The sequence below is a fragment of the Streptomyces sp. Mut1 genome (genome assembly GCF_030719295.1).
In the GTDB taxonomy this organism is placed as follows: domain Bacteria; phylum Actinomycetota; class Actinomycetes; order Streptomycetales; family Streptomycetaceae; genus Streptomyces; species Streptomyces castrisilvae.
The window spans coordinates 6,760,064-6,775,113 of record NZ_CP120997.1 but is presented as its reverse complement, the minus strand read 5'-3'; the positions used below and the strand labels follow the sequence as shown (position 1 = coordinate 6,775,113).

Genomic DNA, 15,050 nt, shown 5'->3' with positions numbered 1-15,050 from the left:
GCGCGCTACCCGCGCACGAACTGCTCGGCGAGCGCCCGTCCCGCCGCCACGGCCGCGCCGTGGTCCTCGATCGGTGACACCTCGGAGCCGGGGAACAGGATGTACGTGACCCCGGAGCCGGCGCCGCCGCTCCTCGGGTCCGGGGCGATGCCGAGGGACTTCGCCGTGGCGTACGAGGCCTCGCCGACGATCCGCTCCGGGCCGACGTCACCGACGACGGCGTACTCCACCTTGTCGCCGTGGATGACGGCGACGACCCCGCCGCCCCTGATCCCGGCCGCCGCGTAGTCCCAGACGCCGCTGCGGCCCGGCACGACGACGTACGGCAGTTCCTCGGCGTTCAGCGGTTTGCCGTCCGAGGTGTGGAACGCGGTGTCGCCGTGGAAGGACGGATCGGTGCCCGTGTCGCAGGCGGCCGTCACCTGCCCGTCGCAGTCGATGTCCATGTCCGCCTTCCAGAACACCGCACCGGGCATACCGCAGACCGGGACGGTCGCCGAAGTCCCTTCATCCGTGCGGTACTCGCCGTGCGACACCTGCGTACAGGCCGACACCTCGGCCAGCAGCTCGGCCGCGCCGACCGGCCCTCTTCGGCCACGGGACGGGGAGGGTGCGGAGCGGTGCGCCCGGACGGGCGCCCGGTGGATCCGCGCGACCGGCGCGAGGCGCGGGTCCGACAGGGCGGGACGGGGCGCCGGCGCGGGGGCGGCGAGTGCGGCCTCCGGGCCCGCCGCCACCGCGAGGGTGGCGGGGGCGGGTGTGCCGGCCGTGAGGAGCGCGGCACCGGAGGCCGTGACAAGGGCAAGCGTTCGCATACGCACTGGGGGGGCGCCCTTCTGGCGAGGAGATGGTCCTTGCGGCGTGAGCCGCCGTGCGCCCCCCTGTCGGCTCCGGGCGGTCAGGGCCGCCCGCTCGGCCTCACCACCATCGCCGAGCCGCCGCCGCGCCGCTCCTTCTCGGCGGCCGCGAGCCACCGCCCGTCGGGCAGCCGCTGCACACCGGTCGCCGCCCCGATCTCGGGGTTGAGCTTGAAGACATGGCCCAGGGATTCCAGCCGGGACCTCAACGGGCTGTTCCACAGCGCCGGTTCGAGCTCGGTGGCCGCCGCGTTGCGCTGGCTGGCACGGGGCGCGGCGATGGCGTCGACCAGCGGGAGCCCCCGGTCGACCGTGCCGATCAGCGACTGGAGCACGGTGGTGATGATGGTGGCCCCGCCGGGTGAACCGAGGGCGAGCACGGGCTGCCCGTGCCGGAGCACGATGGTCGGCGAGATGGACGAGCGCGGGCGCTTGCCCGGTCCCGGCAGGTTCGGGTCGTGGACGGCCGGGTCGGCCGGTGCGAAGGAGAAGTCGGTCAGCTCGTTGTTGAGCAGGTAGCCCCGCCCCGGCACCGTGATGCCGCTGCCGCCGGTCTGCTCGATGGTCAGGGTGTACGCGACGACGTTGCCCCATTTGTCGGCGGTCGTCAGGTGGGTGGTGTTCTCCCCCTCGTACGTGGTCGGCGCGGCCTTGCCGGTGGACCGGCAGTCGCCCGGGTGGCGCGGGTCGCCCGGGGCGAGCGGGCTCGCCAGCACCGCGTCGTCCTTGATCAGGCACTCCCGGGCGTCCGCGAACCGCTGGCTGAGCAGGCCCTTGGTCGGTACGTCCTCAAAGGCCGGGTCGCCGACCCACCGCCCCCGGTCGGCGAACGCGATGCGGCTCGCCTCGATGTAGCGGTGCAGGTACTTCTCCTGGCTCACCCGCGAAAGGTCCGTGGACTCCAGGATGTTGAGGGCCTCGCCCACCGTCGTGCCACCGGAGGAGGACGGCGCCATGCCGTACACGTCGAGCCCCCGGTAGTTCACCTTCGTGGGCGCCCGGCGCAGCGCGCGGTAGGAGCGCAGGTCCTTCGCGGTCAGGTCGCCCGGCCGCACGACCCGGTCGGACGCGGGGTCGACGGGCGGGTTGCGCACGGTCCGTACGACGTCGTCGGCCAGCTTGCCCCGGTAGAGCTCGTCGACCCCGTTGCGGCCGACCTCCTCGTAGGTGCGGGCCAGGTCCGGGTTCTTGAAGACCGAGCCGACCGCGGGCGGCTTCCCGCCGGGCAGGAACAGCTTCCGGGTGGCCGGGAAGTCACGGAACCTGGCCTCGTTGTCCGCGGTCTGCGAGCGGAACGTCTCATCCACGACGAACCCGTCCCGGGCCAGCCGTTCGGCGGGCTTGAGGACCTGGCGCAGCGAGGTGCTCCCCCAGGCGTCCAGCGCCGCGTCCCAGGTGGCGGGTGTACCGGGGGTGCCGACCCCGAGCCCACTGGTCACCGCGTCCTCGAAGGCGAGGGGCTCGCCGTTCTCCAGGAAGAGGGAGGAGTCCGCGCTGCGCGGGGCGGTCTCGCGGCCGTCGATGGTCTGGACGGTACGGGTGCGGGCGTCGTAGTAGACGAAGTACCCGCCACCGCCGAGTCCCGCCGAATACGGCTCGGTCACCCCGAGCGCGGCGGCGGTCGCCACCGCGGCGTCCACCGCGTTGCCGCCCTTGCGCAGCACCTCGATCCCGGCGGCCGTGGCGTCCGCGTCGACGCTGGAGACCGCGCCCCCGTAGCCCGCCGCCACGGGCGACTTGGGCGGTGGCGCGGCCGGGTGGGCGGACGAGGACGGGGCAGCGGCCCCGACCGACACAACGGCGGCGAGAATCGCCGACAACGACACATTCCGCCTGACGGAACGTCGCATACGCACCTCCGGTGACAGATCGTCCGCGCAGGGTAGCGCCGCTCCGGCCGTCCCGTCAGGACCGCCTCGAACTTGAGGCCGAATGCCCGCTGACATGCCCGCCCATGACTGGTCATTGGCCGGCCAGGTGACGATCCGGACCGACGTGGCCATGTATCCGACGCATCGCTTCGTCGGCCGTACACGCGGGCTGATCGCCTCCCCGCCGTGCCAGGCGTGGAGCCGGGCCGGCAAGCGCCTCGGCCTGGTGGACCAGCGGCTCGCCGCGGAGTACTGGGCCAAACAAGGGCCCTCCTCCGCCGCCGCCCCCAGGAGCCGGAACTCGTCCTGCGGGACGACACGAGTCCGCTCGAGCGGCGACGCCGGAGACCTATCTGGCTGTCAGCCGGTACGACCTGCCCGCCGGACCCGCACGCCTCATGCCGCAGCGCTGGCAACGAGTGTGCAGGAGCCCTCGATCCCGGGGAGCCAGCCGCCTTCGCGCAGGGGTGCGGCGGACCCGTCGTGCGGACGTGTGCCCGCACGACGGGCGGTGCGTTCAGTGCTGGGTCTTCGACGCCCAGACCGGAGCGCCGCCCGAGTAGATCACCAGGTTGCCGTCCTTCTGGAGGCGCAGGACCGCGCCGCGGTGGCCCTGGGTCTTGCTGGCCCAGACCGGGCGGCTGTCGGCGGTGTAGACGACCAGGTTGCCATCCGCCTGGAAGACCGCCTGGTAGTCCTTGCCGAAGGTCATGGTGGCCCAACGGGGCTTGTCGTTCTCGTCGTAGACGACGAGGTTGCCGTCGCGCTGCATCCGCAGCCTCGTCCTGTTCGCCTCGATGGATTCACCGGCCCGCAGCACCCTGGTGGCCGTGACCGTGATGTCCGCCGCCCGGGACGGCTTCTTCACCGGTTTCGGGGTGGGTTTCGGGGTCTTCTTCGGGGTGGGCTTGGGCGAGGGCTTCTTCGTCGGGGACGGCGAGGACGTCACCGGGGCCACGACCGGGGCCTGCTTCGGCACGACCTCCTTCGGTGTCGGTGTCTTCTTCGGCTTCGCCGGCTTCGAGGGCGACGCGCTCGACGACGCGTACGCCTGTGGCCCCTCCCTCGTCGGCTCCCCGCCGCCGAGCAGCGTGCCCGCCTGGTTGACGACGGCGGTGTCGTGCCGCTCGGGCTCACCTGGGCGGCTCATGAGGAGGACCGGCACGGCGACCAGCGCGGCGCCCAGGAGGGCGGCGCCCGCCAGCAGCGGGCGGCTCGGGCGGCCGGCCGGGGCCGCCGCGCCGGGGTCGGGGTCCTCGTGCGCCGAAGCCGCCAGCGCCTCGGCGACTCCCGGCTCCGTCGCCGCCTCGGGGGCGGAAGCCGACGCCGCCGCTTCGGGGGCGGGAGCCGAGGTCCCGTCCCCCTCGTCCGGCGCCTGCGCCGGGCGCGTGCCGGCAGAGGTCTCCTCCTGAGCGGCGATGCCGGCAGCGGCGTTTCCGGGTGCCGTCTCCGGTTCGGCGGCGGACTCGGGCTCCGTCTCCGATCCGCCCTCGCGCCCCGGTTCGGCCTCCGGTAACCCTGCGCCCGCTCCCTCCGGAACCCGGTGCGTGTCCGGGCCGGCTCCGGCGGGGGCGGGGGGCGCCGAAGCCTCTTCCGTCGTCGCCTTCGCCGCCGTTCCGGTCGGGTCTGTCATCTGGCCCCATCCGTCCCGTAGTTCGTCGTACGTCCCTGAGAGCGCTCTTATTCACGCACACATGTGGGGGACAGGTCATATCTCTGGCGTGAACAATGGGTCTCGGAGAAATCCCCGCCCCGGTACGGGCGTTGCGGAACATCCCGTAATGCGCGGTACGCCGCTCTCCGCCGCACCGCGAAGCTCGCCGTCCCGGCCGCCCCGGCGGCCGGACCGGGGTGGGATCGCAGGTGGGAGGAAGGCATGATGGGGCCGACCGCAACCCACGGGTGCCGATACAAGGAGGTCAGCGGAGTGCGCCAGGTACTGACGATCTGTCCGGAGGGCACCGGGGACGCCAGGACGATCTCAGAGGCCCTGGCCAGGGCGCGCGGAGGGGCGGTGCTCAGTGTGCGCCCGGGGACGTACGAGGAGAACCTCGTCGTCACCACTCGCGTGACCATCGTCGCCGAGCAGTCACGCGGCAGCGTGCGCCTGGCGCCGCGCACCGGGACCGCGATCTCGCTGCGTGCCGACGCGTTGATGCTGACCGATCTGGTGGTGCAGGGCCAGGACGAGGAGGCTCCCGTCGTGGACGCCTCGCACGGGCAGGTCGCGATGCAGGGCTGCGACGTCTCCGGTGCGTCCTGGGCCACCGTCCTCGCCCGCAACTCCGGCTCGCTGGCCATGCGCGAGTGCCGGGTCTCCAGCCGGACCGGCGCGGGTGTCGTCGTCACGTCGGCCAGCGAGAGCTCGCTGGAGTCGTGCACCCTCGAGCACCTGGGCACCAGCGGTGTGGTGATCGGCGAGCGCGGCAGGGCGACGGTACGCGGTTGCACCGTGCGCGACGCACGCGGCAACGGCCTGCTGGCCAACGGCGACGCCCAGGTCTCCGTCGAGGACTGCGATCTCTCCTCGACCGACAAGCCCGCGCTGGCGCTGGAGGAGCGCAGCGCGGTCCGGGTGCTGCGGACCGTGATCCACGACACCGCGATCGGCGCTCACCTGACCAGCGCCGCCCGGATCGAGCTGGACGACGTGCGGGTCAACGGCACCACCGGCCAGGGCATCATCGTCTCGCACGGCGCCGACCCGGTGCTGCGCCGCTGCCGCACGTCCCGCACGGCGGGCAACGGCCTTTTCGTCACCGACCGTTCGCGGGGCACGTACGAGGACTGCTGGCTGAGCGGCGCCCGGGCACCGGCGCTGCGCGTGGCGGGTTCCTCCTCGCCCACCCTGACCTCACTGACCGTCCGGGACGGCGAGGCCGAGGCCGTGCTGCTGGAGGAGGATTCGGCGGCCGAGCTGGACCGCGTGGAGATCCTGGACGTCAGGGGCACCGGCGTGGTGGTCAAGGGCGGCGCCAACCCGCTGGTGCGCAGGGCCCGCATCACCGGCACGGGCGGCAACGGCGTCTCGGTGACCGACGGCGGGCGCGGCCGGGTGGAGGACTGCTCGGTGGAGTCGCCGGGCGGCGCCGGAGTGACGGTCGCCTCGGGCGGCAACGTCTACCTGGCCGGCCTGAAGGTGACCGGACCCGGCGGCGCCGGTCTGGAGATAGGCGGCGAGGGCACGGCGGCACTGCGCGACGGCGAGCTGGTGTCGGCGGGCGGCTGCGGTGTCGTCGTGGACAACGGCGGCGAGCTGACGGCGACCCGGGTGCGGGCCGCCGCCGCCACCGACCACGGCTTCCTGGTCCGCGAGGGCGGCCGGGCCAACCTCAACGGCTGCGAGGCGGCGGGGAACGGCCGTGACGGCATCCGGGTGGAGACCGAGTCGCCGGTGTCGGTGGTCGGCTGCACCGTGCGCGAGAACAAGGGCGGCGGGCTCGTCCAGTCCAGGGCGAGCGGCCGGCTCGCGGTGGAGAACCTGAACAGCACCGGCAACGAGTCCCGGGACGCCTGGGGTTACGGCGAGGCCGAGGGCACCGATCCGGCGGGCACCGTGCCCGAGTCGGACGGTCCAGGACGCCCGGAGGGCCCGATGGCCGCGCTGGAGAACCTGATCGGCCTGGACAACGTCAAGGAACAGGTCCGCACGCTGGTCAACCTCACCCAGCTCGCCCGACGCCGCGCCCAACTCGGCATGTCCGCACCGCCGATGAGCCGGCACCTGGTCTTCGCGGGCCCGCCCGGCACCGGAAAGACGACGGTCGCGCGGCTCTACGGCACGATCCTGGCCGAGCTGGGGACGCTGCGGTCCGGGCACCTGGTCGAGGTCTCCCGGGCCGATCTGGTCGCGCAGGTCATCGGCGGTACCGCCATCAAGACCACGGAGACCTTCGAACGGGCTCTGGGCGGCGTGCTCTTCATCGACGAGGCGTACGCGCTCACTTCCGACTCGCGCGGCTCGGGCGCCGACTTCGGCCGGGAGGCGGTGGACACGCTGCTGAAGCTGATGGAGGACCACCGCGACGACGTGGTGGTCGTGGTCGCCGGCTACTCCGGTGAGATGCGCGGCTTCCTCGGCTCCAACCCGGGCCTGGCCTCCCGGTTCTCGCGGACCGTGGAGTTCGAGAACTACTCGGTCCCCGAACTGGTGGAGATCGTGGAGAGCATGTGCGGGCGCCACCAGTACGTGCTGAACGACGAGACCCGCAAGGCTCTCGCGACCCACTTCGACCGGATACCGAAAGACGCCGGGTTCGGCAACGGCCGTGCGGCACGGCAGGTCTTCGAGGAGATGGTGGACCGGCAGGCCGTACGGCTCGCCTCGCAGGCCCAGGTCACCGAGGAGGACCTCACACTGCTGCTCCCGCAGGACATCAGCGAGGAGGCCGCCCGCGACTCCGAGGCCGGTCCGGACGGCGCCGACGCCGGGGACGACGCTCTCAGCCGCCTGGACACCCTTGTCGGACTCTCCGCGGTCAAGCGGGACGTCACCGACCTGGTCAACCTGGTCTCGACGGCCCGGCAGCGGGAGGCCGCCGGGCTGCCTGTGCCGCGCCTCAGCCACCACCTCGTCTTCACCGGGCCGCCCGGCACCGGCAAGACCACGGTGGCCCGGCTCTACGGCGAACTCCTCGTCTCCCTGGGCATCCTGCCACGGGGCCAGCTCGTCGAGGTGTCCCGTGCCGACATGGTCGGGCGGTACGTGGGCCACACCGCGCAGCTCACCAAGGAGGTCTTCGAGCGGGCACTGGGCGGCGTGCTCTTCATCGACGAGGCGTACACGCTCGCGCCGCGCGAGGCGTCCGGCGCCGACTTCGGCCGGGAGGCCGTGGACACGCTGCTGAAGCTGATGGAGGACCACCGCGACCAGGTGGTGGTCATCGTCGCCGGCTACACCAGCGAGATGGAGGGCTTCCTCGCCTCCAACCCGGGCCTGCACTCGCGGTTCTCACGGAGGATCGAGTTCGCCGACTACACGTCCGACGAGCTCGTCACCATCGTCCGCCAGCACGCGTCGCAGGCCGGGTACGAGTGCGGCAACGGGCTCGGCTCGGTCCTGCGGCACCACTTCGACACCCTGCCGCGCGACCGGTCGTTCGGCAACGCGCGCACCGCGCGTCAGGTGCTGGAGCGGATGATGACCCGGCAGGCGGGCCGGCTCAGCCGAGTGGCCGCGCCCAGCCTCGACGATCTGCGGCTGCTGCTCCCGGAGGATCTCGCCGACCCGGTGTCGGCGTCCGCCTCCGGCGGGGCGGGGGCGTGACGGCGATGCGCGGGAGGAACCTGTCCCGGCCCGCCGCCGGTGCGCTGGCACTGCTGCTGACGGCCGCTCTGAGCGGTGCCGGTGCCACGGGCGCCGCGGCGGCCGGCGGGAACACTGTGGAGCTGCCGGTACTCAGGACGAAGCTGACGGGCAACGCCGGCTGCACCGGGGGTTCGGGACGGCAGGCCACCGCCGTGCCGTGGGAGCAGGTCAGCCTCCAGCTGGGGCGGGCCTGGCAGTTCGCCTCCGGCTCCGGGGTCAAGGTCGGCGTCGTCGACACCGGCGTCTCGGCCTCCGCGCCCGCGCTGAACGGCCGCGTCACGGCGGTCGGAGCGGCCGGGAAGGACTGTGTCGGGCACGGCACCTTCGTGGCCGGGCTGATCGCCGCGCAGTCGGACAAGGGCGTGAAGTTCGCGGGCGTCGCCCGGCGGTCGGCCATCGTCGCGGTGCGCGGGACCGACGAGCGCGGCGCGGCCACCCCCGGCCGGGTCGCCTCGGGCATCGAGGCCGCCATCGGGGCCGGTGCCGAGGTGGTGACCGTGTCGGCGGCCTTCCCGGGCGACACGGCCGCCCTGAGGTCCGCGGTACGACTGGCCGCGAAGAAGGACGTCCTGCTGGTCGCCGCCGCCGTGCCGGACCCCCCGGCCGGCGGGGTGGGCCAGGAGGTCCCGGCCCGGGACTACTACCCGGCCGCCGGTGACGGTGTGCTGTCCGTACTCGACGTGGACGCCAAGGGTGAGCGGCCGACCGGCTCGTACACCACCGGGAGCGCCCAGCTCGCGGCACCCGGTGACGGGGTGGTCGGGATCGGTCCGTCGAAGAACGGCCACTACATCGGTTCCGGGGCCTCGCTCGCCGCCGGGTACGTGGCGGGGGCGGCGGCCCTGGTGCGATCGGTGCACCCGGAGCTGACGGCCGCGCAGACCGCGGAACTGCTGCGGTCCTCGGCCTACCCGGACGCCGTGCCGCGGGTCGACCCGTACGCCGCCGTCACCGCTGTCCTCGCCTCCGCCTCCACCGCCGCGAAGGCGCCGGCGGGACCGGCCGCGGACAAGGAGTCGGCCGCCCCGGTGCGGATGCCGGAGGACAGGGCCGCCGGGCCGCTGCGCCGCGCCATGTGGCCGACGCTGGCCGGCGTGGCCGTGGTGGTCACGGTCGTCTGGCTCGCCGTGATCATCCCCCGGGGCCGCCGCACGGGCTGGCGGCCGTCTGCCCGGCGCCCCTGAGGGATACGGCCCCGCGCCCCGGCAGGGCGCGGGGCCGTATCGGCGCGGTGCATGGGCAGGGCCGCCTTGCAGGGGGCATGGAGCCGCCTACTCCTCCTCCGTCCCGCGCGCGAGCGCCGTCTGGATCAGCACCGGCTTGCGCCGCACGATGTGCAGCGCGCGCCCCGGCGGCAGCACGCGCGGCTTCACGTTCCCGAAGACGTACCCCTCGGACGGCGGTGTCGACATCAGGACGCCCGGGGTGTTGACCTCGTCCAGGCGTCGCAGCAGCTGGTCGTTGAGGCCGCGTCCGGCGCCGGTGGCGGACCGTACGACGACGATGTGCAGGCCCAGTTCATGGCCGAGCGCGAGGTGGTCGAAAAGCGGTGCGAACGGGTGGTCCATCACCGTGCCGCCGCCGACCATGTCGTAGTCGTCGACGAGGACGAACAACCGGGGGCCGGTCCACCAGTCGGCGCTGCGCATCCGGGCCGGCGTGATCTCCTGACCGGGCAGCCGGGTCCGCAGCGCCTTCGCGGAGCCGCCGACGAGCTGCTTGAGGGCGTCGACGGAGACGGCGTGCCCGAGCCGGTACTCCTCGGGCACCGCCTCCACCAGGTCACGGCGGTAGTCGACGACGAGGATGCGGGCCTCGGTCGGGGAGTAGCGGGCGACGATGGCGTCCGCCACCACCCGCAGCAGGTTGGTCTTGCCGCTCTCGGTGTCGCCGACGGCGACGAGGTGCGGGGTGCGGGAGAAGTCGTGCCAGACGGTGTCCAGCGTCTCCTCGTCCTGGCCGAGGGGCAGCCTGAGGCTCTGGCCCTGGCCGAGTTCCGGCTCGGGCAGCTCCGAGGCCGGCAGCCGGTGCGGCAGCATCCGCACCTGCGGTGCGCGCGGCCCGTGCCAGGCGGCGGCGATGCGCTCGACCAGGTCGCCGACGCCCTCGCTCAGCGTGTCCGGGTCGCTGGAACCGTCGCCTCGGGGCAGCGCGGAGAGGAAGTGCAGCTTGGAATCGACGGTGAGCCCCCGGCCGGGCGTACGGGGCACGCCGGCGGCCTTGCGGACGTCGACCACGGAGTCCATCGTGTCGCCGAGCCGGAGTTCCAGGCGGGTCGCGGCCTGGTCGCGCACCGGGGCGGTCAGCTCCAGCCAGCGCGAGGTCGCGACGATCAGGTGGATGCCGTAGTTGAGGCCGCCGGTGGCGATCTGGTTGAACGTCGGGATGAACTGGTCGAGGTTCTGCCGGACCGTGGACCAGCCGTCGATCACCAGGAAGATGTCTCCGTGCGGCTCGTCGGGGAACTCCCCGGCTGCGCGGCGGCGCCGGTAGGTGGCCATCGAGTCGATGCCGTGCTCCAGGAAGAACTGCTCGCGACGGGTGAGCACGGCGGTGACCTCGGCCACGGTGCGGCCGATCCGGTCCGCGTCGAGGCGGGCGGCGACACCGGCGACGTGCGGCAGCCCGGTGAGCTGGGAGAGCGTGCCGCCACCAAAGTCGAGGCAGTAGAACTGCACTTCGCGCGGGGTGTGGGTGAGCGCGAGGCCCATGATGAGGCTGCGCAGCACGGTCGACTTGCCGCTCTGCGAGCCGCCCGCGACGGCGACGTGGCCGCCGGCCGCCGCGAGGTCCACGACGAGCGGGTCGCGGCGCTGGTCGAAGGGCTTGTCGACGAGGCCGACGGGGACCCGCAGCTTGCCGGTCCCGTTCCACCCCGGCGCGGTCAGGCCGCGCTCCGGGTCGACGGTCAGGCCATGCAGCAGGACGTCGAGCGGGGACGGGGCGTCCAGCGGCGGCAGCCACACACGGTGGGCGGGCGGGCCGGCGTCGCGCAGCCGGTCCAGCGCGACCGACAGCAGGCTGGAGCTGTCGTCCGCCTCCTCCGCCTCCGGTTCGACGGCAGCCGGAGCGGGAGCGCGGGGCACCACGTACTCGGCGGTCCAGGGCACGACCTGGCTGGCGACGCGGGCCTGGGCGACGGCGCCGCCGCGACGGCGATAGGGGCCGGAGACGTAGGCGGCGCGGAACCGGGTCAGCGCCTCGACGCCGCTCTTGAGGAAGCCGCTGCCCGGCTGGGAGGGCAGTTCGTAGGCGTCGGGGACGCCGAGGACGCCGCGGGACTCCATCGCGGAGAAGGTGCGCAGCCCGATCCGGTAGGACAGGTGCGACTCCAGCTGGTGCATGCGGCCCTCGTCCAGGCGCTGCGAGGCGAGCAGCAGGTGCACGCCCAGGGACCGGCCGAGGCGGCCGATCATCACGAACAGCTCCATGAACTCGCGGTGCGCTGCGAGCAGTTCGCTGAACTCGTCGACGACGACGAAGAGGCTGGGCAGCGGGGCGAGGCCGGCGCCGCCGGCGCGCGCCCGCTCGTACTCCAGGGCGGAGGTGTAGTTGCCGGCCGCGCGCAACAGCTCCTGGCGGCGCAGCAGTTCGCCGTGAAGGGCGTCCTGCATGCGCTCGACCAGGGCGGCCTCGTCAGCGAGGTTGGTGATCACGGCGCTGGTGTGCGGGAGTTCGTCCAGGCCGAGGAAGGTGGCACCGCCCTTGAAGTCGACGAGGACGAAATTGAGCGTCTCGGAGGAGTTGGTGAGGGCGAGGCCGAGGACCAGAGTACGCAGCAGCTCGGACTTGCCGGAGCCGGTGGCGCCGATGAGCATGCCGTGCGGGCCCATGCCCCCCTGCGCGGACTCCTTGATGTCCAGCTCCACCGGGCGGCCGTCCGCGCCGACTGCGACCGGCACCCGCAACCGTGCGGAGCCGTTGTGCCGCCGCCACAGGGATTCGGGGTCGAGGCGGTGCAGGTCGGGTATGCCGAGCAGGGTGGTGAGCTCCATGTCGGCGGAGAGCGGCTCGACCGCGTCGGCGGTGAGGCTCATCCGATACGGGGATATCAGCCGGGCCAGGGTCTCGGCTGCAACCGGGCCGACCTGGTCGGGGCGGCCGAGGACGGTCGTCTGCTCCTTGCGGCTGCGGTCGGTGCGTACCAGGGCGACGGTCTCGGGGGTGACGTCCAGGCGGAGGGTCGTGCGGCCGGGGCGCCAGGTGAGGGTGGAGGAGAGGTCGAGGACGACGGCGTTGCGGTAGCCGGGGCCGTCGAAGCGGTGGCCGGCCGGGACGGTGGCACCGTCCACGACGACCACGACGAGCGGCTCGTCGCGGCCGGGCACGGCGTCCGGGTCGAAGACGGGCCGCTCGGAGAACTCGCTGCCGAGCTGGTTCTCCAGGTCGGTGAAGGCGGAGGCGACCATGCGCAGCGGTCCGGCGCCGTCGGTCTCCTGGGGGTGCTGGTTGTGCGGGAGCCACTTCACCCACTCCCACTCGGCGCGGTGCTCGTCGTCGGCGCAGACCGCGATCCACACCTCCTCCGGCGGGTGGAAGACCGCGAGCTGGCTCAGCGCGGCGCGCAGCATGCCCCGTGCGGCGTCCTGGTCGCCGCGCAGCAGCACCCGGGACCAGGAGCGCAGGTAGAGCGCGATGGGCTGGCCGGGCACGGTGCTGTAGGCGCGGATGAAGCGGCGCAGGGCGTGCGCGCACAGCGGTTCGAGGTCCTCGACGGGTTTGGTCGAGAGGGGGTTGAGCCGCAGGGCCAACTGCTGGTCGCCCACGGCGATGCGCAGCTCGGCGAAGTCGACGTCCTTGGTGCGGCGTTCCCACAGCCGGGTGGTACGCACCATGGAGCGCAGCACGGTGGGCTCGGGGTGGCGCCAGGCGAGGGCCAGTTGCTGCTCGACGACGGTGCGCTGCACGGTGCGCCGGCTCTGCGCCAGGTAGCGCAGGTAGTCACGGCGTTCGCCGCGCAGCCGCTGCTTGCGGTCGCCCGCCTTGCGCATGACCTGACCGACCATCATCGCGGCGGCGGCGAGCACCATCATGCCGAGCGCGATGTACATGAAGATGCCTGACCCCTGGCCGCCCATGCGCAGGAACATCAGCATCATGGAGACCGACATCATGGCCATCGGCAGGTACGTCCACACCGCGGACGTGTCCGGCACGGTCTCCATCAGGGTCGGCGGTTCCTGGAGGGTCAGCTCGCCGCTCGGCATGTCGGGTCCGCGGCGACGGGCCGGACGACGGAACAGGACCACGCTCAACGCTGGGGCTCCTTAGTGGTCTTCACGCACGCGGCGGTACATCAGCGGAGGCTCACGGTCCGGGTGCCGACGCCGGCGGGCGCGCTACGGGCAGGCCATACGGGCGGCGGAGTCCTGGGACGTCCGGCCGGTATGTGTGCCGTGCATGTTGCCGGGACTCCCGTTACGACGGCCTCGGGGAGTGACAGTAGTGTGCACCCCGTCAACTCCGTAAGTCCACGTCACCCCCTCCCTCCGCACGCTCCCCACCGTTCAACCGTCGTCCATCTCATTCGCGCCACCTCCCCCTCAGTGGCCTGCAACACCGCATGCCACGCACTCCGTTCCGACGCTCAGGAGACGTGAGTCCCGGTATGACCGACACCTCCGTGGCCGACCTGTGCCACCTGACCGTGCGCGCCCCGGGCCGCACCATCGACCTCTCCGTGCCCTCCGACGTGCCGGTGGCCGACCTGCTGCCGACGATGCTGCGGTACGCGGGCGAGGACATCGAGGAGACCGGCCTCGAACACGACGGCTGGATACTCCAGCGCCTCGGCGGGCGGCCGCTGGACGAGGAGGCGACGCTGGCGACCCTGGGCCTGACCGACGGCGACGTCCTGCATCTGCGACCGCGCACCGAGGCGCTGCCCGAGGTGCGCCTCGACGACCTGGTCGACGGGATCGCCTCGGTCACCCGGGACCGGCTGCACGACTGGAGCGAGGGAGCGGCGCGGCACCTGCTGCGCGCCCTGGTCGCGGTGGCCGTGCTGGCCGGTCTGGCGCTGCTGGCGTGGCCGGGTACGTCGGTGACGCTGCGCGCGGGCGCGGCCGTCGTCGCCGGCGTGCTGCTGCTGGCCGGCGCGGCCTCGGCGAGCCGGGCGGTGGACGACGGCGCGACCGGGGCGGTCCTCGGTCTGATGGCGTCCCCGGCGCTGGCCCTGGCGGGCTGGCTGGTGCCGGGCGGCGAGCTGAGCGGGCCCCAGGCCCACCAGGTTCTGGGCGCGAGGCTGTTGGGCGCGTCGGCGGCCTGGGCGGGCGGGGCGGTGCTCGCGCTGGCGGCCACCGCGGTGCGCACGCCGGTCTTCCTGGCTTCCGCGCTGACCGCGTTCGCCGCGGCGGTGGGCGGTGCGGTGATGACCCTCTTCGACCTGCGGGCGGCCGCCGCGGCGGGCGTAGTGGCGATGCTGACGGTGCTGCTCGGCGGTCTGGTGCCGGCGCTGTCGTTCCGGTTCGCGGGGATGCGGATGCCGGCGCTGCCGACCAACGCCCAGCAGCTCCAGGAGGGCATCGAGCCCTACCGCGGCAACGATGTCGCGGTCCGTACCGAGCTGGCCGGCGAGTGGATGACGGCGCTGTACGGGGCGACGGGCGTGCTGGCTTCGGCCTGCCTGGTTGCGCTCGCGCACCGGCCCGCGCTGCCCGCGCTGCTGTGCGCGCTGGCGCTGTCGCTGCTGCTGCTCCTGCACGGCCGGGGCCTGGTGAACACCACGCAGCGGCTGGTGCTGGTGCTGCCCGGCGCGTGGGGTCTGCTGCTGCTGGCATTCGGCTGGGGCCTGGCGCTGACCGGTGTGGAGCGGGTGCTCCTGGTGGTGGGTCTGCTGGTGGTCGCGACGGTGCTGACCATCGCGGTGTGGACGGTGCCGGGCCGCCGTCTGGTGCCGTACTGGGGCCGGGCCGCCGAGCTGCTGCACACCCTTCTGGCGGTCTCCCTGCTGCCGCTCACCCTCTGGCTGCTGGGCGTCTTCGGCGCCCTGCGCGGCTGGAACGGATGACGGGC

The 15,050-nt window shown here is 73.4% G+C and carries 7 protein-coding genes and 1 pseudogene; 4 read left to right on the top strand and 4 right to left on the bottom strand.

What is annotated here, in order from left to right; translation table 11 throughout:
• Positions 1-5: 5 nt before the first annotated feature.
• The gene (locus tag P8A18_RS29295) at positions 6-815 is read right to left on the bottom strand and encodes a glycoside hydrolase family 75 protein (RefSeq protein ID WP_306059352.1); all 810 of its coding nucleotides are present in this window, start codon (positions 813-815) and stop codon (positions 6-8) included.
• 83 nt (positions 816-898) lie between these two features.
• Positions 899-2,707: a gamma-glutamyltransferase gene (gene ggt, locus P8A18_RS29290; protein ID WP_306059350.1), complete on the bottom strand. Its 1,809-nt coding sequence runs from the start codon at positions 2,705-2,707 to the stop codon at positions 899-901.
• A gap of 82 nt (positions 2,708-2,789) precedes the next feature.
• Between ggt and P8A18_RS29285 the strand changes: the two are divergent.
• Positions 2,790-2,969 (top strand): annotated as a pseudogene (locus P8A18_RS29285) (DNA cytosine methyltransferase); the annotation flags it as partial.
• Between the two features lie 276 nt (positions 2,970-3,245).
• On the opposite strand, the gene P8A18_RS29280 reads toward P8A18_RS29285, so the two are convergent.
• Positions 3,246-4,361 carry a hypothetical protein gene (locus P8A18_RS29280; protein WP_306059348.1) on the bottom strand — a complete coding sequence of 372 codons (1,116 nt, stop codon included), beginning with the start codon at positions 4,359-4,361 and terminating at the stop codon, positions 3,246-3,248.
• Positions 4,362-4,655: 294 nt separating this feature from the next.
• On the opposite strand from P8A18_RS29280, the gene P8A18_RS29275 reads away from it, so the two are divergent.
• Both P8A18_RS29275 and P8A18_RS29270 read left to right on the top strand, forming a co-directional pair.
• On the top strand, positions 4,656-7,994 hold the full coding sequence (locus tag P8A18_RS29275; RefSeq protein ID WP_306059346.1) for a right-handed parallel beta-helix repeat-containing protein: 3,339 nt from the start codon (positions 4,656-4,658) through the stop codon (positions 7,992-7,994).
• Positions 7,991-9,220, top strand: coding sequence for a S8 family serine peptidase (locus P8A18_RS29270; RefSeq protein WP_306059344.1), 1,230 nt, complete (start codon positions 7,991-7,993; stop codon positions 9,218-9,220). Before P8A18_RS29275 ends, P8A18_RS29270 begins: the two co-directional genes overlap by 4 nt.
• Positions 9,221-9,307: 87 nt before the next feature.
• Here the strand turns inward: P8A18_RS29270 and eccCa are convergent, their stop codons facing one another.
• Positions 9,308-13,243 carry a type VII secretion protein EccCa gene (eccCa, locus tag P8A18_RS29265; protein WP_306061214.1) on the bottom strand — a complete coding sequence of 1,312 codons (3,936 nt, stop codon included), beginning with the start codon at positions 13,241-13,243 and terminating at the stop codon, positions 9,308-9,310.
• Positions 13,244-13,644: 401 nt separating this feature from the next.
• Here eccCa and eccD point away from each other — a divergent pair, with 401 nt between their 5' ends.
• Positions 13,645-15,045 (top strand): type VII secretion integral membrane protein EccD, encoded by a 1,401-nt coding sequence (gene eccD / locus P8A18_RS29260; RefSeq protein ID WP_306059342.1) that lies wholly within the window; start codon positions 13,645-13,647, stop codon positions 15,043-15,045.
• Positions 15,046-15,050: the final 5 nt, after the last annotated feature.